Origin of the sequence: Streptomyces sp. NPDC006261, assembly GCF_040613515.1 — a bacterium.
Lineage (GTDB): Bacteria > Actinomycetota > Actinomycetes > Streptomycetales > Streptomycetaceae > Streptomyces.
This window is the reverse complement of the sequence record NZ_JBEXSI010000016.1, coordinates 55,270-82,040: the sequence shown is the minus strand read 5'-3', so window position 1 is coordinate 82,040 and position 26,771 is coordinate 55,270. Positions and strand designations below refer to the sequence as shown.

27 protein-coding genes are annotated in these 26,771 nt (G+C 72.3%); 15 read left to right on the top strand and 12 right to left on the bottom strand.

Annotated elements, in window-relative coordinates; genetic code table 11:
* Positions 1-16: 16 nt before the first annotated feature.
* From ABZ154_RS13115 to xylB, 3 genes are all read right to left on the bottom strand, one after another.
* Positions 17-853: a hypothetical protein gene (locus tag ABZ154_RS13115; protein ID WP_356831928.1), complete on the bottom strand. Its 837-nt coding sequence runs from the start codon at positions 851-853 to the stop codon at positions 17-19.
* Positions 853-2,133: a VWA domain-containing protein gene (locus ABZ154_RS13110; protein ID WP_356831926.1), complete on the bottom strand. Its 1,281-nt coding sequence runs from the start codon at positions 2,131-2,133 to the stop codon at positions 853-855. The genes ABZ154_RS13115 and ABZ154_RS13110 overlap by 1 nt, the downstream gene beginning before the upstream one ends.
* Positions 2,134-2,202: 69 nt before the next feature.
* On the bottom strand, positions 2,203-3,684 hold the full coding sequence (xylB, locus tag ABZ154_RS13105; protein ID WP_356831924.1) for a xylulokinase: 1,482 nt from the start codon (positions 3,682-3,684) through the stop codon (positions 2,203-2,205).
* A 242-nt stretch (positions 3,685-3,926) separates the two neighbouring features.
* Here xylB and xylA point away from each other — a divergent pair, with 242 nt between their 5' ends.
* The gene (gene xylA, locus ABZ154_RS13100; RefSeq protein ID WP_356831922.1) at positions 3,927-5,093 is read left to right on the top strand and encodes a xylose isomerase; all 1,167 of its coding nucleotides are present in this window, start codon (positions 3,927-3,929) and stop codon (positions 5,091-5,093) included.
* A gap of 49 nt (positions 5,094-5,142) precedes the next feature.
* Here the strand turns inward: xylA and ABZ154_RS13095 are convergent, their stop codons facing one another.
* From ABZ154_RS13095 to ABZ154_RS13080, 4 genes are all read right to left on the bottom strand, one after another.
* On the bottom strand, positions 5,143-6,390 hold the full coding sequence (locus tag ABZ154_RS13095; RefSeq protein ID WP_356831920.1) for an ROK family protein: 1,248 nt from the start codon (positions 6,388-6,390) through the stop codon (positions 5,143-5,145).
* 92 nt (positions 6,391-6,482) lie between these two features.
* A complete protein-coding gene (locus ABZ154_RS13090; protein WP_356831918.1) occupies positions 6,483-7,139 on the bottom strand; it encodes a DUF305 domain-containing protein in 657 nt (218 codons plus the stop codon).
* Entirely contained in the window at positions 7,136-7,774 is a 639-nt protein-coding gene (locus ABZ154_RS13085; protein WP_356831916.1) for a DUF3105 domain-containing protein, read from the bottom strand. The genes ABZ154_RS13090 and ABZ154_RS13085 overlap by 4 nt, the downstream gene beginning before the upstream one ends.
* 129 nt (positions 7,775-7,903) lie before the next feature.
* The gene (locus ABZ154_RS13080) at positions 7,904-8,338 is read right to left on the bottom strand and encodes a hypothetical protein (RefSeq protein WP_356831914.1); all 435 of its coding nucleotides are present in this window, start codon (positions 8,336-8,338) and stop codon (positions 7,904-7,906) included.
* A gap of 73 nt (positions 8,339-8,411) precedes the next feature.
* On the opposite strand from ABZ154_RS13080, the gene ABZ154_RS13075 reads away from it, so the two are divergent.
* From ABZ154_RS13075 to ABZ154_RS13065, 3 genes are all read left to right on the top strand, one after another.
* Positions 8,412-9,215, top strand: a complete 804-nt coding sequence (locus tag ABZ154_RS13075; RefSeq protein WP_356831912.1) for a phospholipid scramblase-related protein — start codon at positions 8,412-8,414, stop codon at positions 9,213-9,215.
* A gap of 108 nt (positions 9,216-9,323) precedes the next feature.
* Positions 9,324-11,030: an FUSC family protein gene (locus ABZ154_RS13070; protein ID WP_356831910.1), complete on the top strand. Its 1,707-nt coding sequence runs from the start codon at positions 9,324-9,326 to the stop codon at positions 11,028-11,030.
* Positions 11,027-11,533: a MarR family transcriptional regulator gene (locus ABZ154_RS13065; protein ID WP_356831908.1), complete on the top strand. Its 507-nt coding sequence runs from the start codon at positions 11,027-11,029 to the stop codon at positions 11,531-11,533. Before ABZ154_RS13070 ends, ABZ154_RS13065 begins: the two co-directional genes overlap by 4 nt.
* A 70-nt stretch (positions 11,534-11,603) precedes the next feature.
* Here ABZ154_RS13065 and ABZ154_RS13060 read toward each other — a convergent pair whose 3' ends face one another.
* Entirely contained in the window at positions 11,604-12,368 is a 765-nt protein-coding gene (locus tag ABZ154_RS13060; protein ID WP_356831906.1) for an IclR family transcriptional regulator, read from the bottom strand.
* A 566-nt stretch (positions 12,369-12,934) separates the two neighbouring features.
* Between ABZ154_RS13060 and ABZ154_RS13055 the strand changes: the two genes are divergently transcribed.
* The 6 genes from ABZ154_RS13055 (at position 12,935) to ABZ154_RS13030 (ending at position 19,221) form a co-directional block, all read left to right on the top strand.
* The gene (locus tag ABZ154_RS13055) at positions 12,935-14,587 is read left to right on the top strand and encodes an ATP-binding protein (protein ID WP_356831904.1); all 1,653 of its coding nucleotides are present in this window, start codon (positions 12,935-12,937) and stop codon (positions 14,585-14,587) included.
* On the top strand, positions 14,584-14,991 hold the full coding sequence (locus ABZ154_RS13050; RefSeq protein ID WP_006128841.1) for a roadblock/LC7 domain-containing protein: 408 nt from the start codon (positions 14,584-14,586) through the stop codon (positions 14,989-14,991). Before ABZ154_RS13055 ends, ABZ154_RS13050 begins: the two co-directional genes overlap by 4 nt.
* Positions 14,988-15,359 (top strand): DUF742 domain-containing protein, encoded by a 372-nt coding sequence (locus ABZ154_RS13045; protein WP_026241710.1) that lies wholly within the window; start codon positions 14,988-14,990, stop codon positions 15,357-15,359. The genes ABZ154_RS13050 and ABZ154_RS13045 overlap by 4 nt, the downstream gene beginning before the upstream one ends.
* On the top strand, positions 15,340-15,954 hold the full coding sequence (locus ABZ154_RS13040; protein WP_356831902.1) for an ATP/GTP-binding protein: 615 nt from the start codon (positions 15,340-15,342) through the stop codon (positions 15,952-15,954). Before ABZ154_RS13045 ends, ABZ154_RS13040 begins: the two co-directional genes overlap by 20 nt.
* 239 nt (positions 15,955-16,193) lie before the next feature.
* Positions 16,194-17,771: a cytochrome P450 gene (locus ABZ154_RS13035; RefSeq protein WP_356831900.1), complete on the top strand. Its 1,578-nt coding sequence runs from the start codon at positions 16,194-16,196 to the stop codon at positions 17,769-17,771.
* A 103-nt stretch (positions 17,772-17,874) separates the two neighbouring features.
* Positions 17,875-19,221 carry a 6-phospho-beta-glucosidase gene (locus ABZ154_RS13030; protein ID WP_356831898.1) on the top strand — a complete coding sequence of 449 codons (1,347 nt, stop codon included), beginning with the start codon at positions 17,875-17,877 and terminating at the stop codon, positions 19,219-19,221.
* Between the two features lie 19 nt (positions 19,222-19,240).
* On the opposite strand, the gene ABZ154_RS13025 is transcribed toward ABZ154_RS13030, so the two are convergent.
* Together ABZ154_RS13025 and ABZ154_RS13020 are read right to left on the bottom strand one after the other, a co-directional pair.
* Positions 19,241-19,666 (bottom strand): hypothetical protein, encoded by a 426-nt coding sequence (locus ABZ154_RS13025; RefSeq protein WP_356831896.1) that lies wholly within the window; start codon positions 19,664-19,666, stop codon positions 19,241-19,243.
* A complete protein-coding gene (locus tag ABZ154_RS13020) occupies positions 19,660-20,118 on the bottom strand; it encodes an ATP-binding protein (protein WP_356831894.1) in 459 nt (152 codons plus the stop codon). The genes ABZ154_RS13025 and ABZ154_RS13020 overlap by 7 nt, the downstream gene beginning before the upstream one ends.
* Before the next feature lie 207 nt (positions 20,119-20,325).
* Between ABZ154_RS13020 and ABZ154_RS13015 the strand changes: the two genes are divergently transcribed.
* The 3 genes from ABZ154_RS13015 to ABZ154_RS13005 all read left to right on the top strand — a co-directional run bounded on the left by ABZ154_RS13015 (position 20,326) and on the right by ABZ154_RS13005 (position 22,372).
* Complete coding sequence (locus ABZ154_RS13015) at positions 20,326-21,186, top strand: helix-turn-helix transcriptional regulator (RefSeq protein WP_356831892.1); 861 nt, start codon at positions 20,326-20,328, stop codon at positions 21,184-21,186.
* Entirely contained in the window at positions 21,186-21,422 is a 237-nt protein-coding gene (locus ABZ154_RS13010) for a DUF397 domain-containing protein (RefSeq protein WP_030573999.1), read from the top strand. The genes ABZ154_RS13015 and ABZ154_RS13010 overlap by 1 nt, the downstream gene beginning before the upstream one ends.
* Before the next feature lie 140 nt (positions 21,423-21,562).
* Positions 21,563-22,372, top strand: a complete 810-nt coding sequence (locus ABZ154_RS13005; protein WP_356831890.1) for an SAM-dependent methyltransferase — start codon at positions 21,563-21,565, stop codon at positions 22,370-22,372.
* 12 nt (positions 22,373-22,384) lie between these two features.
* On the opposite strand, the gene ABZ154_RS13000 is transcribed toward ABZ154_RS13005, so the two are convergent.
* The gene (locus tag ABZ154_RS13000) at positions 22,385-22,810 is read right to left on the bottom strand and encodes a cupin domain-containing protein (protein ID WP_356831888.1); all 426 of its coding nucleotides are present in this window, start codon (positions 22,808-22,810) and stop codon (positions 22,385-22,387) included.
* Between the two features lie 52 nt (positions 22,811-22,862).
* Between ABZ154_RS13000 and ABZ154_RS12995 the strand changes: the two genes are divergently transcribed.
* Complete coding sequence (locus tag ABZ154_RS12995; protein ID WP_356831886.1) at positions 22,863-23,828, top strand: helix-turn-helix domain-containing protein; 966 nt, start codon at positions 22,863-22,865, stop codon at positions 23,826-23,828.
* 51 nt (positions 23,829-23,879) lie between these two features.
* On the top strand, positions 23,880-24,323 hold the full coding sequence (locus tag ABZ154_RS12990) for a YchJ family metal-binding protein (RefSeq protein ID WP_356831884.1): 444 nt from the start codon (positions 23,880-23,882) through the stop codon (positions 24,321-24,323).
* Positions 24,324-24,644: 321 nt separating this feature from the next.
* Here the strand turns inward: ABZ154_RS12990 and ABZ154_RS12985 are convergent, their stop codons facing one another.
* Positions 24,645-26,738 carry an MDR family MFS transporter gene (locus tag ABZ154_RS12985; RefSeq protein WP_356831882.1) on the bottom strand — a complete coding sequence of 698 codons (2,094 nt, stop codon included), beginning with the start codon at positions 26,736-26,738 and terminating at the stop codon, positions 24,645-24,647.
* Positions 26,739-26,771: the final 33 nt, after the last annotated feature.

Sequence of the window (26,771 nt, the reverse complement as noted above, 5' to 3'; positions counted from 1 at the left end):
GCCGGCCGTAGGCCCCTCAGACCCCGTGCGGCACGTGGGTCGTCCGGCCGCGCCCCCGCGTCAGCGAGTAGCCGAACACGGCCGCGAGCGCGGCGAGCACGCCGCCGCCGATCGTCCACAGCCAGCGGCCGGTCCACCAGCCCGAGGCCCAGCCGTCCTCCGGCTCACCGGCGGCCCGGGCCTGGGAGGCTCCCGAGGCACCCGTCACCGAGATGCCCGGCACCAGCGGCTGCGCGAGCGCGCCGTCCACGTGGTGCGCGCCGCCCTGGTCCACCGAGTCGGCCCGCACCTCGGCCTCGAACGGCAGCCCGAGGTCGTCGGCCGGGAGGTTCACGACCGTCAGCCGCACGTAGTAGCTTCCCGGCAGCGGGTCGTTGGCCCACGGCTCGGACCAGGACCGTACGGTGCGCAGCACACAGGAGAGCTCGACCGCCGACGCGTCGGCCGCCGCCTTGCGGGTCTGGTGGCCGTACTGGCACGCCTGGCGGCGGCGCAGCCCGTCGTACACGTCGATCTGCCAGGTGGAGCCCGAGCGCTTCGCCTCGCTCTCCGGCAGCTTCACCGTCGCCTTCACGGTGGGGCGCTGGCCGGTGTCGGCGGGGAACACCCAGTACAGGTAGTCGCCCGCCGACGCCTGCGCGGTGCCGGACTGCCCCTGCTGGAGCGCGGTCGCCGTGCGGAAGGTGGTGCCGGCCTCGGTCGGACCTGAGCCCTCGTCACCGGGGCTCGCGCTCGCCGTCGGGTCGTCGGCCACGGCCGCGCCCGCCGAGGTGAGCAGGGTCAGCCCAGCGAGCAGCGCCCCGGCGAAGGCGCGCCGCGCACCACGGCCGCGGTGGGAAGTCGTCGTCACCATCAGTTGGTCCTCCATGCGGCGATGCGCCAGCGCGTGAGCCAGCCGGTCAGGAGTCCCGCGACCAGTCCGGTCAGGACGAGGACGCCGAGCAGCCACCAGCCGCGGCCGAGCCCGAAGGCCGCCACGTCGGACGCCTGGTCCGGTGCGTCCACCAGGTCCACGGTCAGCTCGACCGGCAGACCGGGCGTGGTCTTCACCGAGGCGGGCGCGGAGAAGGCGTTGGAGAGCTGGAGGCAGACGGTCTCGGCGGCGGGCTTGCCGCTGCCGTTGTCGCCGTCCTCGATCTCCGCCTTCGGGTAGCGCAGGCCGGACGAGATCACATCCGTACGTCCGGTGCCGGACTCGGAGCCCCGGACGATCTCGCGTCCGGCTTCCGTCACCGCGCGCAGCAGTACGCCGTAGTCGTTGTCGACGGCGCGGTCCGCCGCCACGCTCGCCGAGGCGCGCAGCTCCTGACCGGGCAGCACATCGACGCGGTACCAGCGGTGTTCGCCGATCTCCTCGCGGTCGGTGTAGAGACCCGGCTCCAGCTTGGGCGCGGCGGCGCAGCTGCCCGCCCCCTCGGTGGCCACCGGGGTGACGGCCGGCTCGGCCGCCCGGTCCACCAACTGCTTCACGCGGCGGGAGAGTTCGTCCTTGTGCTGGACGGCGGTGTACGTGCCGCCGGTGGCCTCGGCGATGCAGGTGAGCTGCTGGCGGATCTTGGCGTTGGGCACCAGGCCGAGGGTGTCGATGACCAGATGGGTACCGCGCGCGGCGATCTCCCGGGCCACCTCGCACGGGTCGAGCGGACCACAGGTGTCCTCGCCGTCCGTGATGAGGACGATCCGGCGGGTGGCCTCGCCGCCTTCGAGGTCGTCGGCCGCGCCCAGCAGTGCCGGGCCGATCGGGGTCCAGCCGGTGGGGGCGAGGGTGGCGACGGCGGTCTTGGCCTCGGTGCGGTCCAGCGGGCCGACCGGGTAGAGCTGCTTGGTGTCCTTGCAGCCGACCTTGCGGTCGTCGCCCGGATAGTCGGCGCCCAGGGTGCGGATGCCGAGGTGGACCTCTTCGGGTACCGCGTCCAGGACGTCGTTGAACGCCTGCTTGGCGGCGTTCATCCGCGACTGGCCGTCGATGTCGCGGGTGCGCATGGAGCCGCTGACATCGAGGACCAACTCGACCTTGGGGGCGGGGGTGGCGGGTGGTTCGTCGGCGGCTGCGGGGAGCACGGAGCCGAGCCCGGCGGCCAGGGTGGCGAGCGCTATGCACACCCCGGTCGTCAGCCGATTTCTTGTGATCATCGCCGGATCTTATGGAAAATCAGTTGGTATTCCCAACCGTGGGCGCTGTCGTCCGGTCGCTGCCCGCCGTCAGCCGCCGAGCAGCGGCTCCGAGGCGCGGTCCAGTACCGAGGTGACCCGCTGCCAGGCTCCCAGATCCCGCTGCACCGGGTCGAGTCGGCTGCCCGTGTCACCCGCACCCCAGGAGGTCGCCAGCGCCACCGGGTCCCCGCCGCCCGCGGCGGATGCGGCGAGCGCGGCCGCGCCCAGGGCGACCAGCTCGCCGCTCGCCGGGATGACGAGCGGGCGGCCCGAGAGCCGTCGCACCGTCTCCACCCAGCTCCGCCCCTGCGCGCCGCCGCCGATCAGCCGCAGCGGGCGGGCGGCGACCTCGGGGGCGTCGGGGTCCAGGCCGCAGGCCCGTAGCAGCGTGTCCAGGGCCCGCAGGACGGTGACGGCCGCGCCCTCGTAGGCGGCGCCGAGCAGTTGCTGCGGGGTGGTGTCATGGCGCAGGCCGGTGAGGAGCCCCGACGCGGTGGGCAGGTCGGGGGTGCGTTCGCCGTCGAGGTAGGGGAGCAGTACGGCTTCGCCCCCGGGTGCCGTGTCCTCGCGGTGCAGGCCGAGCAGGGTGGCGACCTTGTCCACGGCGAGCGTGCAGTTGAGGGTGCAGGCCAGCGGGAGGTACGTACCGTCGGCGGAGGCGAAACCGGAGAGCACCGGGTCCGTGGACCGGGTGCGGGAGGCGGCGAAGACGACGCCCGAGGTGCCGAGGGAGAGGACCGGGTGGTCCAGCAGCCCGGCGCCCCCGAGACCGAGGCCCACGGCCGCGCTCATGTTGTCGCCGGTCCCGGCCGCGACGGCGATGCCCGGCGGCAGCCCCAGGGCCTCGGCCGCCGCGTCGGTGAGCGAGCCGACCCGGGTGGCCCCGGTGGGTGCGACCTCGGGGAGGAGTGCCGGGTCCAGGCCGAGGAGGTCCAGCAGCTCGGGGTCGTACGCGCCGGTCGCGGTGGCGTACCAGCCGGTGCCGGAGGCGTCCCCGGGGTCGGTCGCCGCCACGCCCGCGAGCCGCTCGGTGAGGAAGTCGTGCGGCAGCCGTACGCCCACGGCGGCCTTCGCCGCGTCGGGGTCGTTCTCCCGCAGCCACTGCCACTTCGAGGCGGTGATGGAGGCGACCGGGACGGAACCGGTCCGCGCGGTCCAGGCGCCGGGTCCGCCGAGCTCGGCCGTGAGCGCGGCGGCCTGCGGTGCGGACCGGGTGTCGTTCCACAGCAGGGCGGGCCGCAGCGGGCGGCCCGAGCGGTCCAGGACGACGAGCCCGTGCTGCTGTCCGGCCACCGCGATCCCGGTCACCGAGCGGGCGGCCAGGCCCGCGTCCTTCAGCCCGGCCGCCACCGCGTCGCCCAGCGCCCGCCACCAGACCTCCGGGTCGCTCTCCCGCGCGCCGGCCTCCCCGGTGACGACGTGCGGGGCACGTCCCACCGCGAGCTGTTCGCCGGTCACGGCGTCGATCACGGCGGCCTTGGTGGACTGGGTGGAGCTGTCCACGCCGATGACGACGGTACGTGACGACATGGGCGGCCTCTTTCGTGTGGCGGGTGGGGCTTGTGCGGTCCGGCGGGTGGGGCTCATTCGGCTGTACCGCGAACAAATTACGTGATCCGCGGCCCGGGGAACAGGCCTCCGGCGGACTCGCCGCGAACCAGGGGGTTACGCCGGGCGGGGGCCGTGTGCATGATTAGTCATGACACTGAACAAATAGGGGGCCGGGTTTCTGATCCCGGCTCCCGACGGCAGGCGAAGGCGGTCGGACGACGATGACGGAACGCTTCACCCCCACCCCCGAGGACAAGTTCAGCTTCGGCCTGTGGACCGTGGGCTGGCAGGGACGGGATCCCTTCGGCGACGCCACCCGCGCGGCCATCGATCCCGTCGAGTCCGTCCAGCGGCTCGCCGAGCTCGGCGCCTGGGGCGTGACCTTCCACGACGACGACCTGATCCCCTTCGGCTCGACCGACACCGAGCGCGAGGCGATCGTCAAGCGGTTCCGGCGGGCGGTCGACGCCAGCGGTCTCGTCGTGCCCATGGTGACCACGAACCTCTTCACCCACCCCGTCTTCAAGGACGGCGGGTTCACCGCCAACGACCGGGACGTACGCCGTTACGCCCTCCGCAAGACCCTGCGCAACATCGACCTCGCCGTCGACCTCGGCGCCACCACCTTCGTCGCCTGGGGCGGCCGCGAGGGGGCGGAGTCAGGCGGGGCCAAGGACGTACGCGTCGCCCTGCACCGGATGAAGGAGGCCTTCGACCTGCTGGGGGAGTACGTCACCGAGCAGGGATACGACCTCCGCTTCGCCATCGAGCCCAAGCCGAACGAGCCGCGCGGCGACATCCTGCTGCCCACCATCGGCCACGCCCTCGCCTTCATCGAACGCCTGGAGCGCCCCGAGCTCGTCGGCGTCAACCCCGAGACCGGGCACGAGCAGATGGCCGGGCTCAACTTCCCGCACGGCATCGCCCAGGCCATGTGGGCCGACAAGCTCTTCCACATCGACCTCAACGGCCAGTCCGGCATCAAGTACGACCAGGACCTCCGCTTCGGCGCGGGCGACCTGCGCCAGGCGTTCTGGCTCGTCGACCTGCTGGAAAGCGGCTACGAGGGCCCGCGCCACTTCGACTTCAAGCCCCCGCGCACCGAGGACTACGACGGCGTCTGGGCCTCGGCGGCCGGGTGCATGCGCAACTACCTGATCCTCAAGGAGCGGGCGGCCTCCTTCCGCGCCGACCCCGAGGTGCGCGCGGCGCTGCGGGCCTCCCGCCTGGACGAACTCGCGCGCCCGACCGCGGGGGCCGGCCTCGCGGAGCTGCTGGCCGACCGCACGGCGTACGAGGAGTTCGACGTGGACGCCGCCGCGACACGCGGCATGGCCTTCGAGGCCCTGGACCAGCTGGCCATGGACCACCTGCTCGCGGTGCGCTGAGGGTGAAGGGGGTGCCCGGGGCCAGCGAAAGGCCCCGGGCACCCGCGCCTCACACCCCCGACGGCTCCGCGTACGCCACCGGGTCGTCCAGCACGTCCTGCACCACCAGGGCCGCCGCGCCCCGCGCCGCGTCCCCCGCCACCGACGACGCGCGGAGCCGGCCGCTGCCCGGGGGCCAGAGGCCCGAGACCACCCGGGCGGTCAGCTCCTCGTCGGCGGGCGGCGACAGCCACGGCATCAGGCCCCGGTAGATCCCGCCGAGCACCACCGCGTCCGGGTCGACCAGGTTCACCGCACCCGACACCACCCGGCCCAGCATCCGACCCGCCTCGGCGACCGCCGCCACCGTCCGCTCGTCCCCGGCCCGCGCGCGCCGCTCCAGCTCCAGCACTCCGGCGCCGCCCCCGGCCCCCTCGACCCCGGCCGCCCGCAGGAGCGCGCTCTGACCGGCGTACTGCTCCAGACAGCCCCGCGACCCGCACCGGCACTCCGGCCCCTCCGGGTCCACCACCACATGGCCGATCTCCCCGGCGAACCCATGCGCCCCGCGCAGCAGTTCACCGTTCACCACGAGCGCACCGCCGACCCCGATCTCACCGGTCAGATACAGGAAGCTGCGTACGTCACCGAGCCCGCCGAACCACAGCTCAGCCAGGGCCGCGAGGTTGGCCTCGTTCTCCGAGGTGACCGGCAGCGCCTCGTGCCCGGGACGCAGGGCGGCGAGCGCGTCGCCGAACAGATCCTGCGCCGGGACGTCGTTCCAGCCGAGGTTGGGGGCCTGCCTGACCGCTCCGCCGGAGACCAGGCCGGGCAGCGCCAGCGCGGCGCCCACCGGCCGCAGCTCCTGCTCGCGCGCCGAGTCCAGGGTCCGTGCGGCGATCGCGGCCGCCCGGGCGAGGACCTCCTCGGCGGGCGCGCCCCGGTTGTCGAGGTGTTCGGTCTGCCGGACCCGGCCGGTGCCCGCGAGGTCGACGACGCAGACCGAGACGTAATCGATGTTGATCTCCACACCGAGCCCGGCCGGGCCGGTGCGGGCCACCTTGAGCGCGGTGCCGGGGCGCCCGGCCTGCCCGCTGAACGTCTTGCCCGACTCGGTGAGGAACCCGCTGTCCATCAGCTGCTCGACGAGCGAGGAGACCGCGGCCCGGGTCAGCCCCACCCGGGCGGCCACTCCGGCGCGGGTCGCCTCACCGCTCTCGCCCTCGTCCCGCACGGCTCGCAGTACCAGGCTCAGATTGTGCCGTCGCACGGTGTCCTTGTCGGCCTTGGGCCCCAGCGGAGTGAGGATGCTCTTCATATCGTCGCCGAGCCTATGCGATGGCGGGCACGGCGGGCAGCACGACGGAGGCGGCCCCCTCCTCGCACTCCGGGAGGGGGCCGCCCACGGTGTCAGGGCTTCGCGCCGCGGGCCTTCAGCATGTCCGTCATCAGCCCGATCTCGGACTGCTGGCCGCTGACCATGCCCTGCGCCAGATTCCTGATGACGTCCGTCCCCGCCGCTCCGGCCCCCGCCCGCGCCATGTCCACGCCCGCGCGGTGGTGCACGGTCATCAGCCGCAGGAACAGCACCTCGGCCGCCCTGCCCTCGGCCGCCTCCAGCGCCTCCAGCTCGGCGTCGGTGGCCATGCCCGGCATCAGCGAACCGTCACCGGTCGGCTTGACGCTGTGATCCATCCAGGCCATCGGCGGCTTCGCCGAACTCTTCGGCAGACCCCACATCTCCAGCCAGCCCAGCATCATGCCGCGCTGGTTGGCCTGGGTGTTGATGATGTCGTACGCCAGCCGTCGCACATCCTCGTCACCGGTGCGCTCGCGCACGATGAACGACATCTCCACCGCCTGCTGATGGTGGATCGCCATGTCCCGGGCGAACCCCGCGTCCGCCGACTCCTCCGCCGGAGCGGACAGCGCCGCCTTCGCGGACGGGGACGCCGCGGACGGCCGTCCGACCATCAGCGCCACCAGCCCCACCGCGAGCAGCAGCACGGCGGCGCCCGCGAGCACCATCCGCCGGGTGGAGGAGAACGGGCTCGTCACGGAGGTCACTTGTCGAGTCCACCGGTGCAGGCGGCGCCCGGCTCAGGGGTCTGCGGGCCCTGCACGTACTGGGTGAAGAACTTCCCGACGCGGTCGTCGGTGGCACTGTCGACCGTGACCTGCTTGCCCCACGCGCTGAGCATCAGCGGTTCCTTCTGGTCCTTGACCGGGCTCATCAGGGAGTACGGGGTGGACTTGACCTTCTCCGTGAGCGCCTTGACGTCGGCCTCCGAGGCCTTGTCGTTGTAAGTGACCCAGACGGCGCCGTGCTCCAGGGAGTGGACGGCGTTCTCCTTCGGTATCTCGGCTGTGTAGACGTCCGCGTTGCAGTTCATCCAGACCTGGCTGTGGTCGCCTCCGACGGGCGGGTTCATCGGGTAGTCGACCTTCTTCTCCACATGGCCCTGCTTGAGGTCCTTCCAGGTGCGCTCACCGGAGATGGGGGCCTTCGCGGCCTCCTCCTTCTCGTTCGCCTGGTACACGAGGTAGCCGCCTCCGGCGACCAGCGCGAGGACCACGGCGACCGACGCCCCGATGGTGATGAGGCGGCCCCGGCGCTCGCGGGCGCGCTCCTTGCGGCGGGCCTCCTCCAGCTTGGCGCGGCGGGCGTTGGCGGGGGAGTTCTGGTTCTTGGCGGAAGCCATGGAAGGTCCTCGTCGTTCAGCGGATGCGGGGAAGGCAGACGGCCGTGCAGGAAAGCAGAGGGACACAGGGCATACGGGCAGCCGCTCCCGGTCCGGCGCGAGGCGCGGAGACGGGGAGCGGACCCGGTGCTAGATCCGTTGAACCTGGAGACGCAGCTGATCGACGGAGTGGGCACCGTCGTGGGAGGGCCCCCGGATCGCGGCCGCCCCGGTCAGCGGGGCGACTGGCACGACGGCCACGGAGGAGGGGAGCGCCACGGATGCGGACGGCACCGGCAGCACGATGGCCGTCGAGTGGGCCGATCCTCCGTGGCACGAGCTCCCGAGTCCCCGCTCGGCGGGGGTGGCCATGACGACCGGCTCGGCGGACAGCCCGGGCACGGGCGTCAGCGTCCGTACGGGGGCCGGGCCCGGAGCCTTGGCCGCCACCGGCACAGCGGCGGCGGCGGAGGGGGCGACCGAGCAGCAGAAGAGCAGGGACAGCAGGGCGAACACCCAGCCCAGCGAGGCGGGCACGCGTGAGCGGTACCGCTGCCGGTCGGTCCGAGCGCTCACCCTGGTCATGGCCCGTCATCGTAGTAGGTGCATGAAGATTCAAAGAATATGGGTCACCGATTCCGCGGGATAGTGTGCCTCAGTGACCACGCAATCGAACATAGCCGCGGGCTGGTTCCCGGATCCTCATGGCGCACCCCAGCTCCTGCGCTACTGGGACGGCAGCCGGTGGAGCGAGCACACGCACCCCGCCGGCGGGCAGCAGGCCCCGGCCGCCGCAGGGATCCCCGCACAGCACCAGGCTGTGGCTCAGCAGCAGCCTGTCGGCCGGCAGCCCGTCTCCGGTGGGTCGCTCTTCGACCAGCCGGTCCTGGTGGTGAACCAGAAGGCCAAGCTGATCGAGGTGACGAACGAGTACCGGGTGTTCGACCAGCACGGGGCGACCGTCGGCTCGGTCGCCCAGGTCGGCCAGAGCGCGCTGCGCAAGGTGCTCCGGTTCGTCTCCAGCATCGACCAGTACCTGACGCACCGGCTGGAGATCCGCGACGCGCACGGCCGGCCGCAGCTGCTGCTGACCCGCCCGGCGAAGTTCATCAAGTCGCGCGTCATCGTGCAGCGCCCGGACGGGCAGCCGGTCGGCGAGATCGTCCAGCAGAACGCGATCGGCAAGATCAATTTCGCGATGACGGCCGGGGGTGTGCAGGTCGGCGCGATCAAGGCGGAGAACTGGCGCGCCTGGAACTTCGCCATCGTCGACCAGCGCGGCACCGAGATCGCCCGGATCACCAAGACCTGGGAAGGCCTCGCGAAGACCATGTTCACGACGGCCGACAACTACGTGCTCCAGATCCACCAGCGGCTGCCCGAGCCGCTGCTGAGCCTCGTCGTGGCCACGGCCCTGACGGTGGACACCGCGCTCAAGCAGGACGCCCGCGGCCTCGGCTGACGCGCGCGCATACGGACCGACACGGCGCCGCTGTCCCTTCGGGGCGGCGGCGCTGCGCTGTGCCTAGGGTATATCTTTTACAGGTGTAATACCTGTTAACGTGTACGGGTGAGTGATACATCCGCCCGGCTCCGGCAGCCCCTCGTCCGCAGCCTTCCGCTGGCCGCCCCGCTACGCCTCGGGCGCCCCTCGGACACGTGGTTCCTGCCCGCGCTGAGCGTGGTCGTCGCCTCCGCCGTACCGCATCTGACGCTCCTGGCCATCGGCCGCCTCGACCTCGTCATCTACACGATGGCCGGTTCGCTCTGCGCGCTGTACGGCCACGGCCTGCCGTACGCCCGGCGCGCCCGCACCGTGGCGGGCGTCGTGCTCTCCATGACCGCCGGGCTCGCCGTCGCGCTGGTCACCGCCTCGCTCACGCACTCCACCGCCGTGCTCGTCGCCGTCGGCGCGCTCCTCGCCGCCGTCCAGAAGGCGGGATGCGACGCGACCCGGATCGGCCCGCCCGGCCATGTGATCCTCACCTTCGTCAGCTGCGCCGCCCTGTTCGCCCCGCAGCGCCTCGCCCAGGTCCCGGCCCATCTCGCCCTGACCCTGGCCGCGGGTGCGATCGCCTGGCTCGTCTGTACGGGGCCCGGGCTGATCCGCCGTGAAGGGCCCGAGCGCCGGGCCGTCGCCCGCGCCCTCGAAGTGGCCGCCGACTGCGCCGCCGCACCCGGCCCCCGTACCCGGCACGCCGCGGCCGCCGCCGTGCACGCCGCCTGGCAGTGCCTGCTCGCCTCCGGCCGCCCCACCCCCGTACGCCGCTCCCTGGAACGGCTGGTGGTGCACGCCGAGGCGGCCCTCTCTTCTTCGCAGCCGGACCCGGACCGGCTGCGCGCCTGGGCCGCCCTGACCCGCGCGCGGGGACCCGTCCCCGTACCACCACCGGCCCCCGGCGCGGCCGACGAGCTGTACGGGATCGACGCCGAGCGCGCCTCACCGCGCGCCTCCGGCGCCCGCCGCACCCTCCTGCGCAGCCTCGGCCCCGGATCGCACCTGCTGCCCGTGGCCGCACGTACGCTGATCGGCTGCGCGCTCGCCGGCTACCTCTGCGCCGCCCTCGGTGTCGGCCGCCCCTACTGGGCCATCGTCACCGCCGCCTCCCTCTACCAGGCCAACGTCACCCTGACCTGGAACCGGACCCTCCAGCGCACCCTCGGCAACCTCCTGGGCGTCCTGGTCTTCGCCGCCGTCCTGCCGCTCTCCCGCACCGGCCCGCTCGCTCTCGTCCTGTGCTGCCTCTTCTTCAGCTTTGCCGCAGAGGCCCTGATCACGCGGAACTACTGGCTCGGCTCCGTCGCCGTCACCCCGATGGCCCTCCTGGTCCTGGAGTTCGGCGGAGCCCACCCGGCCGGGGAGCTGATCGGCGACCGGGTCCTGGACACCGTCCTCGGCGCGCTCGCCGGGTTCCTCGCGGCGGCGCTCGTCACCAACCGGAGGGCGGCGGGCCGCGTCGAGCGTGCCCTCGAAGCCACCGCACGGGCCCGGACCGATACCGAGAGGGCGTACGCGGACCGGGTTCAGGCCGGCCCCGCCGGGCTCGACCGGGCGCGCCGCACGCTGACCGCGCGCCTCGTCGAACTGCGCGAGGCCGCCGACATCGCGGCGGGGGAGTGGTGGCAGCGCGCCCTGCCCGAGCAGGAGCTTCTCGCGGCCGAGCGGGCCGGACACCGTACGCTCGCCGCGACAGCACACCGGCTGGGCCCGCCGGTCCGCGCCCCGGAGAGGCGGTGCGGCACGGTGGCCCCTGCCCCTTCGAACGGAGCGGCGTGACCGACGACATCGTTGCCTCGGTGGTGCGGCAGTGGCAGGCCGTCAACCCCGAGCTCGACACCGGCCCGATGGAGATCATCGGCCGGATCAACCGCTGCGCCGCCCTGCTCCAGCAGGCGGAGGACGCTCCGCTGCGCTCCGCCGGCCTGACCCGCGCCGAGTTCGACCTCCTCGGCGCCGTACGGCGTACCGACCGGGAGCTCACACCGGGTGAGCTCGCCCGGGAGACCTTCTCCTCCGGCGCCGCCGTCACCAAGCGCCTGCGGGCCCTCCAGGAACGCGGCCTGGTGGACCGCCGTGGCGACGAGCGCGACCGGCGGGTCGCCCATGTCCGTCTCACCGAGGCGGGCCGTGCCCTGGTCGACCGGCTGCTGCCCGAACAGCTAGCGTACGAGCGGGTGGTGCTCTCGGGGCTCGACGCCGGGAGCCGCGGTGAACTCGGCTCCCGGCTCGGTGAGTTGCTTGTGCAGCTGGAGGGGCGGATCGGCGGAGCGCGGCGCTGAGCGCGCACTGTACGAACCGCGGCTCCGGCGGACCGTCCGGGCACGCCCCGACCGGCCCGCCGCACGGCGGTCAGGCGGGCGGCACCGGCGCCAGCAGCGCCGCCGACTCCCGTAGCCGCTCCGCGCGTTCGGCCAGCACGGCGTCACCGGACCGGTCCGCCGGAGCCGCGGCCACCAGGGCGAGCCGGTCGCGCCAGCTGGACCCGGCCAGGGAGACGGCGACCGTGGTCATGCCCGGGACGGACGCGCCCCGGCTGACCGCGTGGCCCCTCCGGCGGATCAGCGCCAGCTCGTCCAGCAGAGCCGTCCGCGAGGTGAGAGTGGCGGGGGTGACCGGTTCCAGCTCCTCGTGCGGGTACAGCGCGCACACCTGGTCCGCCGTCATGCGGGAGAGCAGCAGCAGGCCGCCCGAGCCGGCGTGGGCCGGGCCGGTCCGCCCCAACCCCAGGGCCACCCGCACCGGATGGGGCGATTCGCGCCCGTCCGTGACGATGACCTGGTCGCCGATGAGAGCCACGCTCCACACCGTCTCACCGGTCCGCCCGGCGGCGTCCTCCAGCACGGGCCCCAGCCGGTCGCGGGCCGCGCGGCCGAAACCCGCGGGCCGGCCGAGCCGCACCAGCTCCGGGCCCGCCGCGTAGCCGCGTCCCGACGTGTCCCGGATCGCGAACCCCCGGCTCTCCAGCGTGCTCAGCACCCGGTGCGCGGTGGACCGTCCGACGCGGAGGCGCTCGGCGGCCTCGGTGACGGTGAGGGTGTCATGGGTGAGGAAGAGCCGCATGGCGCGGAGTCCCGTATCCAGCGAAGCGATCGTGTAGTCACCTGTCGCCGTCATGCTTCCGCCCGCTCCCTGTCGTCACTCCGGGTACCCGCCGACGCCACCGCGGGGTGGTGCCGACCGCCATGATCCTCGCTGTGGCACCGCGCGTGTGGGGCGCTCGAAGGGGCCCCTGGAATCTGCGGTCGTATACGCGTCAGCGCGGCGATTTTCCGGGTCACCCGCCCAGTGGTCAGGAATCTGTTCCTTTCGATCCGGTTCGATCACCTGTGCCTCTGTCCTGTTCTGCGGTACGAAACCGACTGCCAGTCGTCCGAATTGACCTTGTATTACCTATTACGGGCTCAACTTCATCCCGGCAGCCGGGACGCCGGTCGTGAGGCGTGGCCCCTTTCCGGCCTCCGTCACTCCTCGCGCACGCTCCACAGCGGTGAGTGGGAAAACTGGCGAGTGTATTCCTCTTCGCGGGCTCCCGCAGGGGGTTGGGTGAATATGCCGATCCCCTGTTCTGATCTGGCTAAGCTCACGCGCAGTGAAGTCGAGTTGATGCGAATTCGAGCACTTGTTCATGAGTCTCCGCTCACGTGCGTATACATCCCGGAATCAACCGCCAGAGGGTTTAGATGGTCCGTGTTGAATCACCGCCGACCGACAGAGAAGTCCCCGTCGTCCGCGTAGTCCTGCCGCCCGTGGTCCTGCTGGCCGGCGCCACCGCCGCCGGCGCGGCCCTGGTGGTCCCGGCCGCGCGGATACCAGTCACCGTGTGCGGCGCGATCGCCACGCTCGTGGTCGCCGTGCTCACCGTGGCGCTGCACCGCCGCAGGCGCGTCATGGCCGCCCAGCGCGCGGAGTACGAACAGCGCATCGCCTACCTGGAACACCGCATCCTCAGCCACGACTCCGAGACCGTGCGGCTCACCAAGGAGGTCATGCCCGCCGCCATCCGGCGTCTGCGCGTGGGCAATTCGCCCGAGGAGGTCATGCGCGACATCGTCGACGCGGACGCCGCCAACCGGCATCTGCCCAAGGCGCTGCGAGAGCAGATCTACCAGGTCCTCGAAGTCATCGACAACGAGGAGGCACGGCGTGATTCCGCGCAGCGCGCCTTCGTCAGCGTCGCCCGACGCGTCCAGGCCATCGTGCACCGCCAGGCCAGTGAACTACGGGAGATGGAAGACCACTACGGGCGCAACCCCGAGGTCTTCGACGACCTGCTCCGCATCGACCACGGCACCGCGCTGATCGGCCGGCTCGCCGACTCCATCGCCGTCCTCGGCGGTGCCCGCCCCAGCCGCCAGTGGCCCAAGCCCGTACCGCTGTTCAGCGTGCTGCGCGGCGCGATGTCCCGCATCCTGGAGTACCAGCGCGTCGATCTGCACTCGATCGCCAAGGTGGCCATCGTCGGCACCTCGGTCGAGCCGCTCATCCACGCCTGCGCAGAACTCCTCGACAACGCGACCCGCTACTCACCTCCCCAGACCCGGGTGCACGTCACCGCGGTCGAGGTGCAGACCGGCATCGCCATCGAGATCGAGGACGGCGGCGTCAGCCTCAGCGAGGAGGCTCGCGCCCGGGCCGAGAACATGCTCGCCCAGGCCCAGGCCGGCATCAACATGAACGACCTCGGGGAATCCCCGCGGCTCGGCATGGCCGTCGTCGGACGGCTCTCGCGGATGTACCAGCTCCAGGTGTCGTTGCGCCAGTCGGCGTACGGCGGTGTCCGCGCGGTCCTCATCGTGCCGCGCGACATGATCACCACTGGACCCGCCCCGGGCATCGCCCACGGCATCGGCGCCACCTCGCGGCCCACCAGCTCGCTGGACATGTCGCAGCTGCAGCACGTGGTGCCGCCGCCCGGAAAGCGCAAGCCCAGGCCCAAGCCCGCCGCCACCGGCCCGGTGCCCTCCGTGGTCGCACCGGCCCCCGCCGCGGCCGCCCGCCCGGCCGCGCCCGCCGCGGCCATGGAGGACGACGTCCCCGTGGTCACCGAGTGGACCGAGAACGGACTGCCGCAGCGCCGCAGCCGGGGCCGCGCCCCGCTCGGCTCGCACAACCTGCCGCAGCAGCCCCCGCCGCCGCCCGCCCCCGTCAACGGGGGGCTGCCGAGCCGGGGTGGACACCAGGACGGCGGGCACGGCGGACCGGGCGGATCCGGCGGCGAGAAGCCCCCCGGCCTCTGGCTGGAGGCCTTCACCAAGGCCGTCAACGGCGTACCGCAGGAACCGAAGCACGGCGAAGACTCCGATGACGCGTGGGACAAGGGAGACCTGAAGTGATCCAGCAGCGGGGAAACATGGACTGGATGCTCAAGGAACTGGCCGACGACGTGCCGAGCATCCACCAGATCGTGGTGCTCTCCTCGGACGGGCTGCGCATCGCCATGCACGGCGGCGACCCCGATGTCGCCGACCGGCTGGCGGCGGCCTGCGCCGGGCTGCAGAGCCTGGCCGCCGCCGTGGCCACCGAGATCCCCTACAGCGACGGCCTGATGAAGCTCGTCGTCATCGAAGTGACCGGCGGCTTCTTCTACCTGATGGCGGCCGGGACCGGCGCGTACCTCGCCGTGCTGGCGGGCGAGACCGTGGACGCCGGTCTGGTCGGCGCCCGGATGCGGGACATGGTCGTGCGGATCGGTGCCCACCTGACCAGTCCGCCCCGCCACGGCGGGCAGTCCGGATGAGCGGACCCCGACGAGAACGCCGCAAGACCGATCCGGCGCTCAGCGATCCGGAACGGCTGTACGTGATCACCGGCGATCTCGACGACAGCGAGCGCGCCGCGCTCGACCTGGTCACGATGGTCGTCGCGCAGGCCGAGCCATCGCCGACGTTCCAGCCCGAGCAGGCCGCGATCCTGCGGCTCTGTCAGGCCCCGTTATCGGTCGCGGAGATCTCCGCGTACCTCAGCCTGCCGTTCAGCGTGGTCACCTCGCTCCTGAGCGATCTCCTCGCGACCGAACTCATCGAGTCGCGAGCGCCGATCGTCCGCGCCACACTCCCCGACAGGTCCCTTCTCGAAGCGGTGATGCATGGACTTCAGAAGCTCTGACACGATCACCGGACCCCGCAGCGAGGACGTCCTCCCCACCACGGCCACCGCCGCGGTGAAGGTCGTGATCGTCGGCGGGTTCGGGGTCGGCAAGACGACCATGGTCGGCTCGGTCAGCGAGATCCGGCCCCTGACGACCGAAGAGACCATGACCCAGGCCGGTGTCGGCGTGGACGACAACGCCGGGGTGGAGACGAAGACCGCCACCACCGTCGCCATGGACTTCGGCCGGATCAGCCTCAGCGAGGAGCTGATCCTCTACCTCTTCGGCACCCCCGGCCAGGAACGCTTCTGGTTCCTGTGGAACGGCCTCTTCGAAGGAGCTCTCGGCGCCGTCGTCCTCATCGACACCCGGCGGCTGGAAGTCAGCTTCGACGTGATCGGCCGGCTGGAGGAGCGCGGAGTGCCGTTCGTGGTGGCCGTCAACACCTTCCCCGACGCGCCGCACCACCCGGCCGAGGCCCTGCGCAGAGCCCTCGACCTGCCGGACGAGGTCCCGATGATCGACTGCGATGCCCGGCTGCGGGCCTCCAGCCGCGATGTGCTGATGACCCTGATGCGCTATCTGCACAACCTGGCCGTCCCACTCGCCTGAGGGCTTCGGAACGGTCCCGGCCGGTCCTTCCGCCCGACGGGTGCGGAGCGGTTCCGGTCGTTCCCCCGCCCGACGGGTCCGGAGCGGTTCCGGCCGTTCCCCCGTCCCGATGCCGCGCCGGCCTCGGGACGGTTCCCGGCCGTCCCGGTGCCGGGGGCGCGCGCCGTTCCCCCGACGCGCGCCCCGTACCCCCTGCCCACCCGCGCTCGCCCCTGGCCGTCCTGATCCCTGGAGCCACTGTGACAACCCCCTTCCACCACGAACCCGGCGCCGTCCCGCCGCCCCAGTGCCCGGCCCACAACCTCGGCGTCGGCCCCGGCGGCCTGCGCCGGCTCTACGGCCCCGAGGCGGAGAACGACCCCGCCGGCCTCTACGACAAGCTCCGCGCCGAACACGGCACGGTCGCCCCGGTCCTGCTCCACGGCGACGTACCCGCCTGGCTCGTCCTCGGCCACAGCGAGAACCTCCACCTCACCCGGACCCCGTCCCAGTTCTCCCGGGACTCCCGGCGCTGGCGGGCCCTCCAGGACGGCAGCGTCGCCCCGGACCACCCGCTCGCCCCGATCTTCACCTGGCAGCCCGTCTGCGTCTTCGCCGACGGCGCCAAGCACGAGCGGCAGCGCGGCGCGGTCACCGACAGCATGGAGCGCATCGACACCCGCGGGGTGCGCCGGCACATCAACCGCTTCAGTAACCGGCTGGTCAACGATTTCTCCGAGAAGGGCAGCGCCGACCTGGTCACCCAGTTCGCGGATCACCTGCCGATGATGGTGATGTGCGCGATCTTCGGCATGCCCGAGGAGTACGACGAGCAGCTCGTCCAGGCGGCCCGCGACATGACCCGCGGCACCGAGACCGCCGTGGCCAGCAACGCCCACATCGTCTCCGTGCTGACGCGCCTCGTGGAGCGCCGCCGCGCCGAACCGGCTCCCGACTTCGCCAGCTGGCTCGTCGAGCACCCCGCCACGATGACCGACATCGAGGTGGTGGAACACCTGCGCCTCATCCTCATCGCCGCGTACGAGTCCACCGCCAACCTCATCGCCAACGTGCTCCGCATGGTCCTCACCGACCCGCGCTTCCGCGCCCGGCTCAGCGGCGGCCACATGACCGTGCCCGAAGCGGTGGAGCAGACCCTCTGGGACGAGCCGCCCTTCACCGCGGTCTTCGGCCGCTGGGCGGTCGGCGACACCGAGCTCGGCGGCCAGCAGATCAAGGCGGGCGACGCCCTGCTCGTCGGCATCGCCCCGGCCAACACCGACCCCACGGTCCGCCCGGACCTCAACGCCGGCATGGAGGGCAACCGCGCCCACCTCGCGTTCAGCGGCGGCCCTCACGAGTGCCCCGGCCAGGACATCGGGCGGGCCATCGCGGACGTGGGCGTCGACGCCCTTCTGATGCGCCTGCCGGACCTGGAGCTGGGTGTCGAGGAGAGCGAGCTGCGCTGGGTGGGAAACATCATGTCCCGCCATCTGGTCGAGCTGCCGGTGAAGTTCGCCCCCAGCCCGCAGCAGAAGCTGGACTCCGATCCGCTCTCGGTGATGGCCCGGGCCGTCCGTCCCACGGGCGACTGGGAGATCTCCTCCCCCGCTCGCCCCGTCCCCGAGCCCGCGCACTCCCTCGCGGGGATGCAGCCCGCCCACGCCCCGGGCGCCGCACCGCAGCCCCACCCGGCGGCGGCCCCGGCCCCTGCGGCTCCGCCCGCCCCGGCGACCGGTGAGCCGGCCCCGGACACGGCTGTGATCCCGCAGCAGCGCCGCCCGGCCGCGCCCGCCCGGCTGTGGCGGGCGGTCTCCCGCTGGTGGAACGGCTACTGACCGCGCATCTCGTGGCCCCGGATCCGTACGTTGTCGGGTCCGGGGCCACGCCGCGCGCGAGGCAGCACGGCGGCGCCGCGCCACCCACGTACCATCGACCAGCGTGAAGCTGACAATTCTCGGCGGTGGCGGATTCCGGGTGCCTCTCGTGTACGGGGCTCTGCTCGGCGATCACGCCGAGGGCCGCGTCTCCCAGGTCATCCTGTACGACACCGACGCCGACCGGCTCACCGCTGTCGCCCGGGTGCTCGACGAACAGGCGCGGGGTGTCCCGGACGCGCCCGCCGTCGTCGCCACCACCGAACTCGACGAGGCCTTGCGCGGCGCCGACTTCGTCTTCTCCGCGATCCGCGTCGGGGGCCTGGCCGGACGGGCCGCCGACGAACGGGTCGCCCTCGGCCTGGGCGTGCTCGGACAGGAGACGGTCGGCGCCGGAGGCATCGCGTACGGGCTGCGCACCGTGCCCGTCGCCGTCGACCTGGCCCGGCGCATCGCCCGGCTCGCCCCGCACGCCTGGGTCATCAACTTCACCAACCCCGCCGGGCTGGTCACCGAGGCCATGTCCCGCCACCTCGGCGACCGGGTCATCGGCATCTGCGACTCACCGGTCGGGCTCGGACGCCGTATCGCCCGGGCCCTGGGGGCGGACCCCGACCGGGCCTGGATCGACTACGCCGGACTCAACCACCTCGGCTGGGTGCGGGGCCTGTACGTCGACGGGCGGGACGAACTGCCCCGGCTGCTCGCGGACCCGGGCCTGCTCGGCACCTTCGAGGAGGGCCGGCTCTTCGGCGCGGAGCTGCTCGGGTCACTCGGCGCGATCCCCAACGAGTACCTGCACTACTACTACTTCAACCGTGAAGCCGTGCGCGCCTACCAGGAGGCCGGGCAGACCCGGGGCGCCTTCCTGCGCGACCAGCAGGAGGGCTTCTACGCCCGGATGCGGGAGCCCGGCACTTCGGCCCTGTCCACCTGGGACCGCACCCGAGCCGAGCGGGAGGCCACCTACATGGCGGAGAACCGGGACGTCGCCGGGGCGGGGGAGCGTGAGGAGAGCGACCTGAAGTCCGGCGGGTACGAGCGGGTGGCCCTCGCGCTGATGCGGGCCATCGCCCGTAACGAACGCACCTCGCTGATTCTCAACGTCCGCAATCGCACGGCTCTCCCGGTGCTGGACGCCGATGCCGTCGTGGAGGTGCCCTGCCTCGTCGACGCCAACGGGGCCCATCCGGTGGCCGTCTCGCCCCTCCCGTACCACGCCGTCGGTCTCGTCACCGCGGTGAAGGCCGTGGAGCGCGCGGTGCTGGAGGCGGCGGGGAGCGGGTCGCGGGCGGCGGCCGTGCAGGCCTTCGCGCTGCATCCGCTGGTCGACTCCGTCGCGGTGGCACGGCGGCTGGTGGACGGCTACACCGAGGTCCACCCGCAACTCGCCTATCTCGACCGGCCGTAAGGGCAGGTGCGGCCTCGGATCAGGGGGCGGAGACGACGCTCCTCGCCCAGGTCGGGGCCACGCCCGCCACCTGGCAGACCATCAAGAAGAGCGGGATGGGCGGGGTGTACGGGGTGAGGCTGTCCGGCGAGTGGATCAGGCGGGGGCGCACGGCGGGTACGTCGGCGCCCCGGGCGTACATCACCTGCTCGGGCCAGTCCAGATCCAGGTCGGAGCCGGCGGGGACGATCCACCACCAGCGGTCGGCGTCGGCGAACACGCAGCCGGTGCGCGGAAGATGGGACATCAGGCGGAAGCCGTGACGGGCGGGCACGCCGACCGCGTCGCACCCCAGGCCGGCAGACATCGAGGGCGGCAGCGACAACTGCACCCGGCCGCCTCGGGGCTCTTCGCCGGCCCGCGGGCGGGGCGTACCGCGCAGCCGGGACAGTGCGTTCCTCAGCATGGCTGCTCCACGCCGTGTGCGAGTTCCGCCCACACGATGCGGCCCGAGTCGTCCCCCGCGTCGTGGGAGCCCCACGAGCTGCTCACCGTGTCGACCAGCAGCAGGCCGCGCCCGTGCTCGTCGTCGGAACAGCGGCGCAGACGCGGGCCGCCGGGCTGGTGCCCCTGGTCCTGGACGGCTATCCGCAGCCGTCTGCCGAGGCAGCGCAGCTCGCACACCACGCGGGTGCTCGCGGTGTGCACGACGGCGTTGGTGACCAGCTCGGACACGATGAGCACGGCCGCCTCGTACACATCGCCGCCCAGCCTCCAGCTCTCCAGCCGGGCCCGGGTGAGCTGCCGCGCACCGGCCACCGACTCAGGGTGCGCGGGCAGCGCGAAGCAGTAACGGAGCGCTTCCGTCCCGGGGCTGAGATCCACGAGCCGGGGGATGAGCGCACTGCCAGGTGCCACGACCGATTCCTCACAGTGGGGGCTGCGTCACGCCTCGTTCCCCGGTGTGAGAGGAGCGGTCATGACCGAGCGAACTGGTTCGACAACCAACTCTCCCCCTGACGAGGACACTTGGCAAGAGGCACTCTGAAATTTGCAGAGTGACTGTGTCGTTGGGGGCGCACGCGTGGCACACTGCTCGCAAAACAGCGCATGGGGAGGTCTGAAGTGAGCGAACCGCGGTCCGCCCCGACCGTGGGCCAGGTCGTGCTCGGCAAGCGCCTGCAGGATCTGCGGGAGCGCGTCGGGCTGACCCGTGACCAGGCGGCGAAGGTGCTCAGGGTCGCTCCCGCGACGATACGCAGGATGGAGACGGCCGAGGTCGGCCTCAAGATCCCTTATGTCCAGCTGCTGCTGAAGGCGTACGGCATCGCCGACGACGAGGCCGAGGCCTTCGTCGACCTGGCCGAGGAGGCGAACAAGCCGGGCTGGTGGCAGCGGTTCCACGACGTCCTGCCCGACTGGTTCAGCATGTACGTCAGCCTGGAGGGCGCCGCCAGCCTGCTGCGCATGTACGAGCCGCACTTCGTCCCCGGGCTGCTCCAGACGGAGGACTACGCGCGCTCCGTGATGCGTACCGGGGCCGTCGGCCAGACGCGGCCCGAGGACATCGAACGCCATGTGGCTCTGCGTATGGAGCGCCAGTCGCTGCTCACCAAGGACGACGCCCCACGACTCTGGGTGATCATGGACGAGACCGTCCTGCGGCGGCCGGTGGGCGACGCGCAGATGATGCGTGCCCAGATCGACAAGCTGCTCGAATCCACCGAGCTGCCCCATGTCACCGTGCAGATCGCGGAGTTCGCGAGCGGCCACCACCCGGGTACCTACGGGCCGTTCGTCCTCTTCCGGTTCGCCATCCCCGAACTGCCGGACATGGTCTTCAGCGAGTACCTCACCGGAGCGGTCTACTTCGACGCGCGGCCGGAGGTGGCCTCCTACCTCGAAGTCATGGACCGTATGGCGGCTCAGGCCGCAACCGCACAACGCACGAAGGAAATCCTCCGGAATTTCCGCAAGGAGCTGTGATGAACCACATATACAACGGCATGCCGGCCGCCGACCTCGGCTCCGAAGGCTGGTACAAGCCCTGGAGCGGCGGCAACGGGGGCAACTGCATCGAGGCCATGAAGCTCGCGGACGGTCGGGTCGCGGTGCGCCAGTCCGCCGATCCGGACGGCCCCGCGCTCATCTACTCCAACGGCGAGATCGCCGCGTTCATCCAGGGCGCCAAGGCGGGTCAGGCGGACTTCCTTCTCACCTGACCCGCCCACCTGACGCCCCACCACTTATCCTGTTCCCCGCACCGAAGGAACCGGCCTCTCGGAGCAGTTGGGTTCGTCCCAGCCAGTGCCGGCGTTCCGTTCCTCTTCCTGATCGCCGACCACCACCCATGGAGTGCGCCATGACCGGGCAAGACCCTCAGGCCATCGAGATCGACACGAGCAGGCCGCATCCCGCCCGGATGTACGACTGGTTCCTCGGCGGCAAGGACAACTACCCGGTCGACGAACAGATGGCGCGGCAGCTGCTCGCCCTGGACGCCCGGGGCCGGGACATGGCCCGGGTCAACCGGGCGTTCATGCACCGGGCCACCCGCTGGCTCGCCGAGAGGGGGGTGCGCCAGTTCCTGGACATCGGCACCGGCATACCCACCGAGCCGAACCTCCATCAGGTCGCCCAGCAGATCGCTCCCGACGCGCGGATCGTCTACTGCGACAACGACCCGATCGTCCTCGCCCACGCGGCCGCCCTGCTGCGCTCCACCCCCAAGGGCGCCACGGAGTACATCCAGGCCGACGCCCGCAAGCCCGGGACCATCCTCGCCGAGGCAGGCAAGGTCCTGGACTTCGATCAGCCGATCGCGCTCTCCCTGCTGGCACTGCTGCACTTCATCGACGACGAGGACGGCGCGGCCGAGCTGGTCGACAAGCTCGTCGACCAGCTCCCCTCCGGCAGCTATCTGGTGCTCTCGCACACCACCGGCGACTTCAACCCGGAGGGCGCGGCGCAGGCACGGGCCATGTACAAGGAGCGCGGGATGACCCTGCGCCCCCGCTCGCGCGCCGAGCTCACCGCCTTCTTCGACGGCCTGGAACTGGTCGAGCCGGGCGTCTCGCTCTCCGCCGACTGGCGACCGGAGCTCGGCGAGGTCGTCGACGTACCGGGTGAGGAGCCGATCCCCGGTTACGCGGGGGTCGCCCGCAAGCCCTGAGCCCGTACCGCCTCACCGGGTGAGCGCGTGGCCCGTCGTCGCGTCCACATGGTCCGGTACGGGGTCGTGGGCGTCGCCCACCGTCGACGTACCGGAGGGCTCGAAGAGCAGCAGGGAGGCACCGTCCGCCGAGTGCGGGCGGTGCCAGGTGCCGCGCGGCACGACGAAGACCGCGCCGCGGCGGAGCGTCACGACCCGCTCCCGCTCAGGGGCCTCACCCTCCCGCAGGGCGATGTCCAGCGCCCCCTCCACCACCAGGAAGAACTCGTCCGTGTTCTCGTGCACATGCCAGACGTGCTCGCCGTGGACCTTGGCGACGCGCACGTCGTAGTCGTTGACGCGGGTCATGATGCGCGGGCTCCACAGCGCGTCGAAGGAGCTCAGGGCATCGTCGATCAGAATCGGTTCGGTGGCAGGTCGTGCCGTGTCCGTGGTCATGCGCCCATGGTCGGCACTGGACCGCCGCACCCGTGAGTGCTACGAATCGCATATGGCGAAAGAATCCTCGCACCGGGTCGTCATGATCGTGTCGGCCGGCTCGAACCCCTTCGAAATGGGCGTGGCGACCGAGCTCTTCGGCCTGCGCCGCCCCGAGCTGCCCGTCGACTGGTACGACTTCGCGCTCTGCTCGCCCACCCCCACGGTCCGGATGCACGCGGGCTTCTTCCAGCTCTCCGACGTCTCCGGGCTCGACGTCGTGGACCGCGCCGACACCGTCATCGTCCCCAACCGGCCCGACCCGCTGGCGGAGCCCGCCCCGGAGGTCCTGGCGGCGATCCGGCGCGCCGGCGCGCGGGGCGCCCGGCTGGTCAGCTTCTGCACCGGGACGTTCACGCTCGCCGCCGCGGGCGTCCTGGACGGCAGGCGCGCCACCACGCACTGGCGCTGGGCGTCGGCCTTCACCGCCCGGTATCCGCAGGTGGACCTCCAGCCGGACGTGCTCTTCGTCGACGACCGGCAGGTGATCACCGCGGCGGGCAGCGCCGCCGCCCTGGACACCGCCCTCCACCTCATCCGTGCAGACCACGGGGCCGAGATCGCGGCGGCCGTCAGCAGGAGGCTGGTCCACCCGGCACACCGGGACGGCGGCCAGCGTCAGTTCATCGAGCGCCCGCTGCCCGAGGTCGCCGACGCCTCGCTCGCCCCGCTCCTGGACTGGGCCGCCGAACACCTGACCGAGGGCCTGGACGTGTCCGCGCTCGCCGCCCGCGCGGCCGTCAGCCCCGCCACCCTCCACCGCCGCTTCCGGGCCCAGCTCGGCACCACCCCGCTGGCCTGGCTGACCGAGCAGCGGACCACCCTGGCCTGCCGCCTCATGGAGCGCGGCGAGGACCGCCTCGATGTGATCGCCCGCACCTGCGGCCTCGGCACGGCGACCAACCTGCGTACGCAACTCCGCCGCCGTACGGGGCTGACGCCCACGGAGTACCGCCGCCGGTTCGCGGCGGGGCTCTGAGCACGGGCCGCGCAGGAGGGACGCCGAGCCGGACCGGGTCACAATGGACCCATGTCACGACGCACCTCCCGCCCCCGGCAGCCCTCCGCCCCGCAGGCCCCGCGCCTCACCCCCGCCTCTCCCTGCCCCTGCGGCCCGGCCGCGACGTACGGGGAGTGCTGCGGCCGTTACCACTCCGGCAGCGCGGCCGCCCCGACCTGCGAGGCCCTGATGCGCTCCCGGTACGCGGCCTTCGTCGTCCGGGACGCGGCGTATCTGCTGCGCACCTGGCACCCCGGGACCCGGCCGCCGGGCGTCGACTTCGACCCCGCGATGCGCTGGACGGGGCTGGAGATCCTGGAGACCACCGAGGGCAGCGCCTTCCATGCCACGGGGACCGTCACCTTCCGCGCCCACTACACCGACGACGGGCGCCCCGACTCCCTTCACGAGCAGAGCCGCTTCGCCCGCCACGAGGGCGCCTGGGTCTACGCGACGGCGGTCTTCGTCGACTGAGACCGGGCCGGCGGTGCGACCCTGAAAGCCTTCCGGCGCGGCGAGCACCTGGCCTTCACCTCCATGGAGCCGGACGGCGCCGAGCTGATCCAGAGCCTTCGGCGAACTGCCCGTGCACCGCTGGAAGCGGTCACCCACACCGAGAACGCGGCGGCCCTCGCCACGCTGAAGGCGGGCGGGGTTCACCAGGAAGGCGTACGCCGTTCCTCCTGTCCGCACCGGGGCCGCCGACACGACGACGCGCTCCTGGCCCTGCTCCGCAGGGACCGGGGAGGCGCAGACCCGCCCCCCCGGTCCTGGGACCACGTCCGACCCGGGGATTCAGGCAGGTGCCCCCACCCGCGTGGAGCCGCCGGGGTGCGGGGCGGGGGACAGCTCCTGGGCCAGGTCCTCCGCCAGGAGCCGTTTCGCGATCATGTCCACGGCGATGCGGAGCTGGGTGTCGTCGGGGCTGGCCCCGTCCTCCGCGAGCCGCTCGTTGAGCCAGCGGCCCCAGGCGTCGGAGATCACGGTCGCCTCGCGCCGGCCCGCCGCCGTATGGGAGAAGAGGCGGCCGTCCCCGGTGAGGTAGCCCTCCTCGATCATCCGGTCGAAGACGGGGACCAGTACCTCCGGTGGCAGGCGGTGCCGGGCCGCGATCAGCCGCAGCCCCGCGTGGCCGACCATCCGGGTGAAGAGGTCCACCTGCATCACCGCCCAGGCCCCCGCCACGTCCAGCCGGGTGTCGGACTCGGCGGTGATCCGCCGGGCCGTGTCCGGACCGGCGCCGTGCAGGATCGTGGCCACCGCGATCTCCAGCAACTTCTCGGAGTCGCCGCTGCCGGGCTGGGCGAAGCCGTCCCCCATGTCCGTCGACGCGAGCCGGGCAGAGTCCCGCAGCTTCACCTCCTTGAGGAACAGCGCGACGACGAAGCCGATCAGCGCCACCGGCACCGTCCAGAGGAACACGGTGTGCAGTGTCTGCGCGTACGCCTGGGCCAGCGGCTCCACCTGGGCGGTGGGCAGTGCGTGCAGGGCCTGCGGGCTCTCCGAGGCACGAGCCAGGACCGCGGGGTCGCCGCCCGCCGCCACCGCCTGGGCCACCCCGTCGGTGAGGTTGGGCTTCAGCGCGTTGGCATAGATCGTCCCGAACACGGCCGTGCCGAAGGCGCTGCCCAGAGTACGGAAGAACGTCACGCCCGAGGTCGCCGTACCCAGGTCCGCGTACTCGACGGTGTTCTGCACGGCGATCGTCAGCACCTGCATCGCGAGCCCGATCCCGAGCCCCAGCACCACCATGTAGAGCGACTCCACCCACACCCCGCTCTCGGGGCCCATCCGGGAGAGGAGGAACAGCCCGGCCGCCATGATCAGCGTCCCGAAGATGGGGAAGAGGCGGTAGCGGCCGGTCTTGCTGACCACGCTGCCGCTGAAGATCGAGGCGACGAGCAGGGCCGTGACCAGGGGCAGGGTCCGCACCCCGGAGAGCGTCGCCGAGTCCCCGTCCACGTACTGGAGGTAGGTCGGCAGGAAGATGATCGAGCCCAGCATCGCGAAACCCACGATGAAGCTGAGGATCGAGCAGACGGTGAACACCGGGTTCCGGAACAGCCGCATCGGCAGCATCGGTTCCTTCGCCCGCGTCTCCACCCGGCAGAACAGCGTCAGGGCGACGATCCCGGCGACGAACAGCCCGATGATCATGGGGGAGCCCCAGGCGTACTCGTTCCCGCCCCAGCTCGTCGCGAGGATCAGCGCGCTCGCCCCGGCGGCGACCAGCGCGATGCCGGAGTAGTCGATGACCGGCCGTCCGGCGGCCTTCACCGACGGGATGTTCCGGGCGGCGGCGATCACCACCACGATCGCGATCGGCACGTTGACGTAGAACGCCCAGCGCCAGGTCAGATGGTCGGTGAACAGCCCGCCGAGCAGCGGTCCGATCACCGTCGAGATGCCGAAGACCGCCCCGATCGCACCCTGGTACTTGCCCCGCTCGCGCAGCGGGATGACATCCGCGATCAGCGCCATCGACGTGACCATGAGGCCGCCCGCGCCGATGCCCTGCACACCGCGCCAGATGATCAGCAGCAGCATGTCCGAGGCGAGACCGCACAGGAACGAGCCGGTGATGAAGACGATCGCCGAAACCTGGAAGACCAGCTTCCGCCCGAACAGGTCACCGAACTTGCCGACCAGCACGGTGGCGACGGTCTCGGCGAGCAGATACGCGGTGACCACCCACGACATGTGCTCGGCACCGCCCAGGTCCGAGACGATCGTCGGCAGGGCCGTGCCCACGATCGTCTGGTCCAGCGCCGCCAGCAGCATGCCGAGCACGATCGTGGCGAAGACGATGTTGCGCCGCCGCCGGTCGAGGACGGGCGGCGGCGCGGCGGCACTCTGCGCGGCGGGGGCTTGCTCGCTGGCAGTGGTCACGTCTGCACCCTCACACCGGCCCCCGCCGTCCGC

Excerpts from the sequence above, each read along its gene's own strand:
- ABZ154_RS13115 (WP_356831928.1), bottom strand. The coding sequence starts at position 853 with ATGGTGACGACGACTTCCCACCGCGGCCGTGGTGCGCGGCGCGCCTTC.
- ABZ154_RS13110 (WP_356831926.1), bottom strand. The coding sequence starts at position 2,133 with ATGATCACAAGAAATCGGCTGACGACCGGGGTGTGCATAGCGCTCGCC.
- xylB (WP_356831924.1), bottom strand. The coding sequence starts at position 3,684 with ATGTCGTCACGTACCGTCGTCATCGGCGTGGACAGCTCCACCCAGTCC.
- xylA (WP_356831922.1), top strand. The coding sequence starts at position 3,927 with ATGACGGAACGCTTCACCCCCACCCCCGAGGACAAGTTCAGCTTCGGC.
- ABZ154_RS13095 (WP_356831920.1), bottom strand. The coding sequence starts at position 6,390 with ATGAAGAGCATCCTCACTCCGCTGGGGCCCAAGGCCGACAAGGACACC.
- ABZ154_RS13085 (WP_356831916.1), bottom strand. The coding sequence starts at position 7,774 with ATGGCTTCCGCCAAGAACCAGAACTCCCCCGCCAACGCCCGCCGCGCC.
- ABZ154_RS13080 (WP_356831914.1), bottom strand. The coding sequence starts at position 8,338 with ATGACCAGGGTGAGCGCTCGGACCGACCGGCAGCGGTACCGCTCACGC.
- ABZ154_RS13060 (WP_356831906.1), bottom strand. The coding sequence starts at position 12,368 with ATGACGGCGACAGGTGACTACACGATCGCTTCGCTGGATACGGGACTC.
- ABZ154_RS13055 (WP_356831904.1), top strand. The coding sequence starts at position 12,935 with ATGGTCCGTGTTGAATCACCGCCGACCGACAGAGAAGTCCCCGTCGTC.
- ABZ154_RS13045 (WP_026241710.1), top strand. The coding sequence starts at position 14,988 with ATGAGCGGACCCCGACGAGAACGCCGCAAGACCGATCCGGCGCTCAGC.
- ABZ154_RS13040 (WP_356831902.1), top strand. The coding sequence starts at position 15,340 with ATGGACTTCAGAAGCTCTGACACGATCACCGGACCCCGCAGCGAGGAC.
- ABZ154_RS13025 (WP_356831896.1), bottom strand. The coding sequence starts at position 19,666 with ATGCTGAGGAACGCACTGTCCCGGCTGCGCGGTACGCCCCGCCCGCGG.
- ABZ154_RS13010 (WP_030573999.1), top strand. The coding sequence starts at position 21,186 with ATGAACCACATATACAACGGCATGCCGGCCGCCGACCTCGGCTCCGAA.
- ABZ154_RS13005 (WP_356831890.1), top strand. The coding sequence starts at position 21,563 with ATGACCGGGCAAGACCCTCAGGCCATCGAGATCGACACGAGCAGGCCG.
- ABZ154_RS13000 (WP_356831888.1), bottom strand. The coding sequence starts at position 22,810 with ATGACCACGGACACGGCACGACCTGCCACCGAACCGATTCTGATCGAC.
- ABZ154_RS12995 (WP_356831886.1), top strand. The coding sequence starts at position 22,863 with ATGGCGAAAGAATCCTCGCACCGGGTCGTCATGATCGTGTCGGCCGGC.
- ABZ154_RS12990 (WP_356831884.1), top strand. The coding sequence starts at position 23,880 with ATGTCACGACGCACCTCCCGCCCCCGGCAGCCCTCCGCCCCGCAGGCC.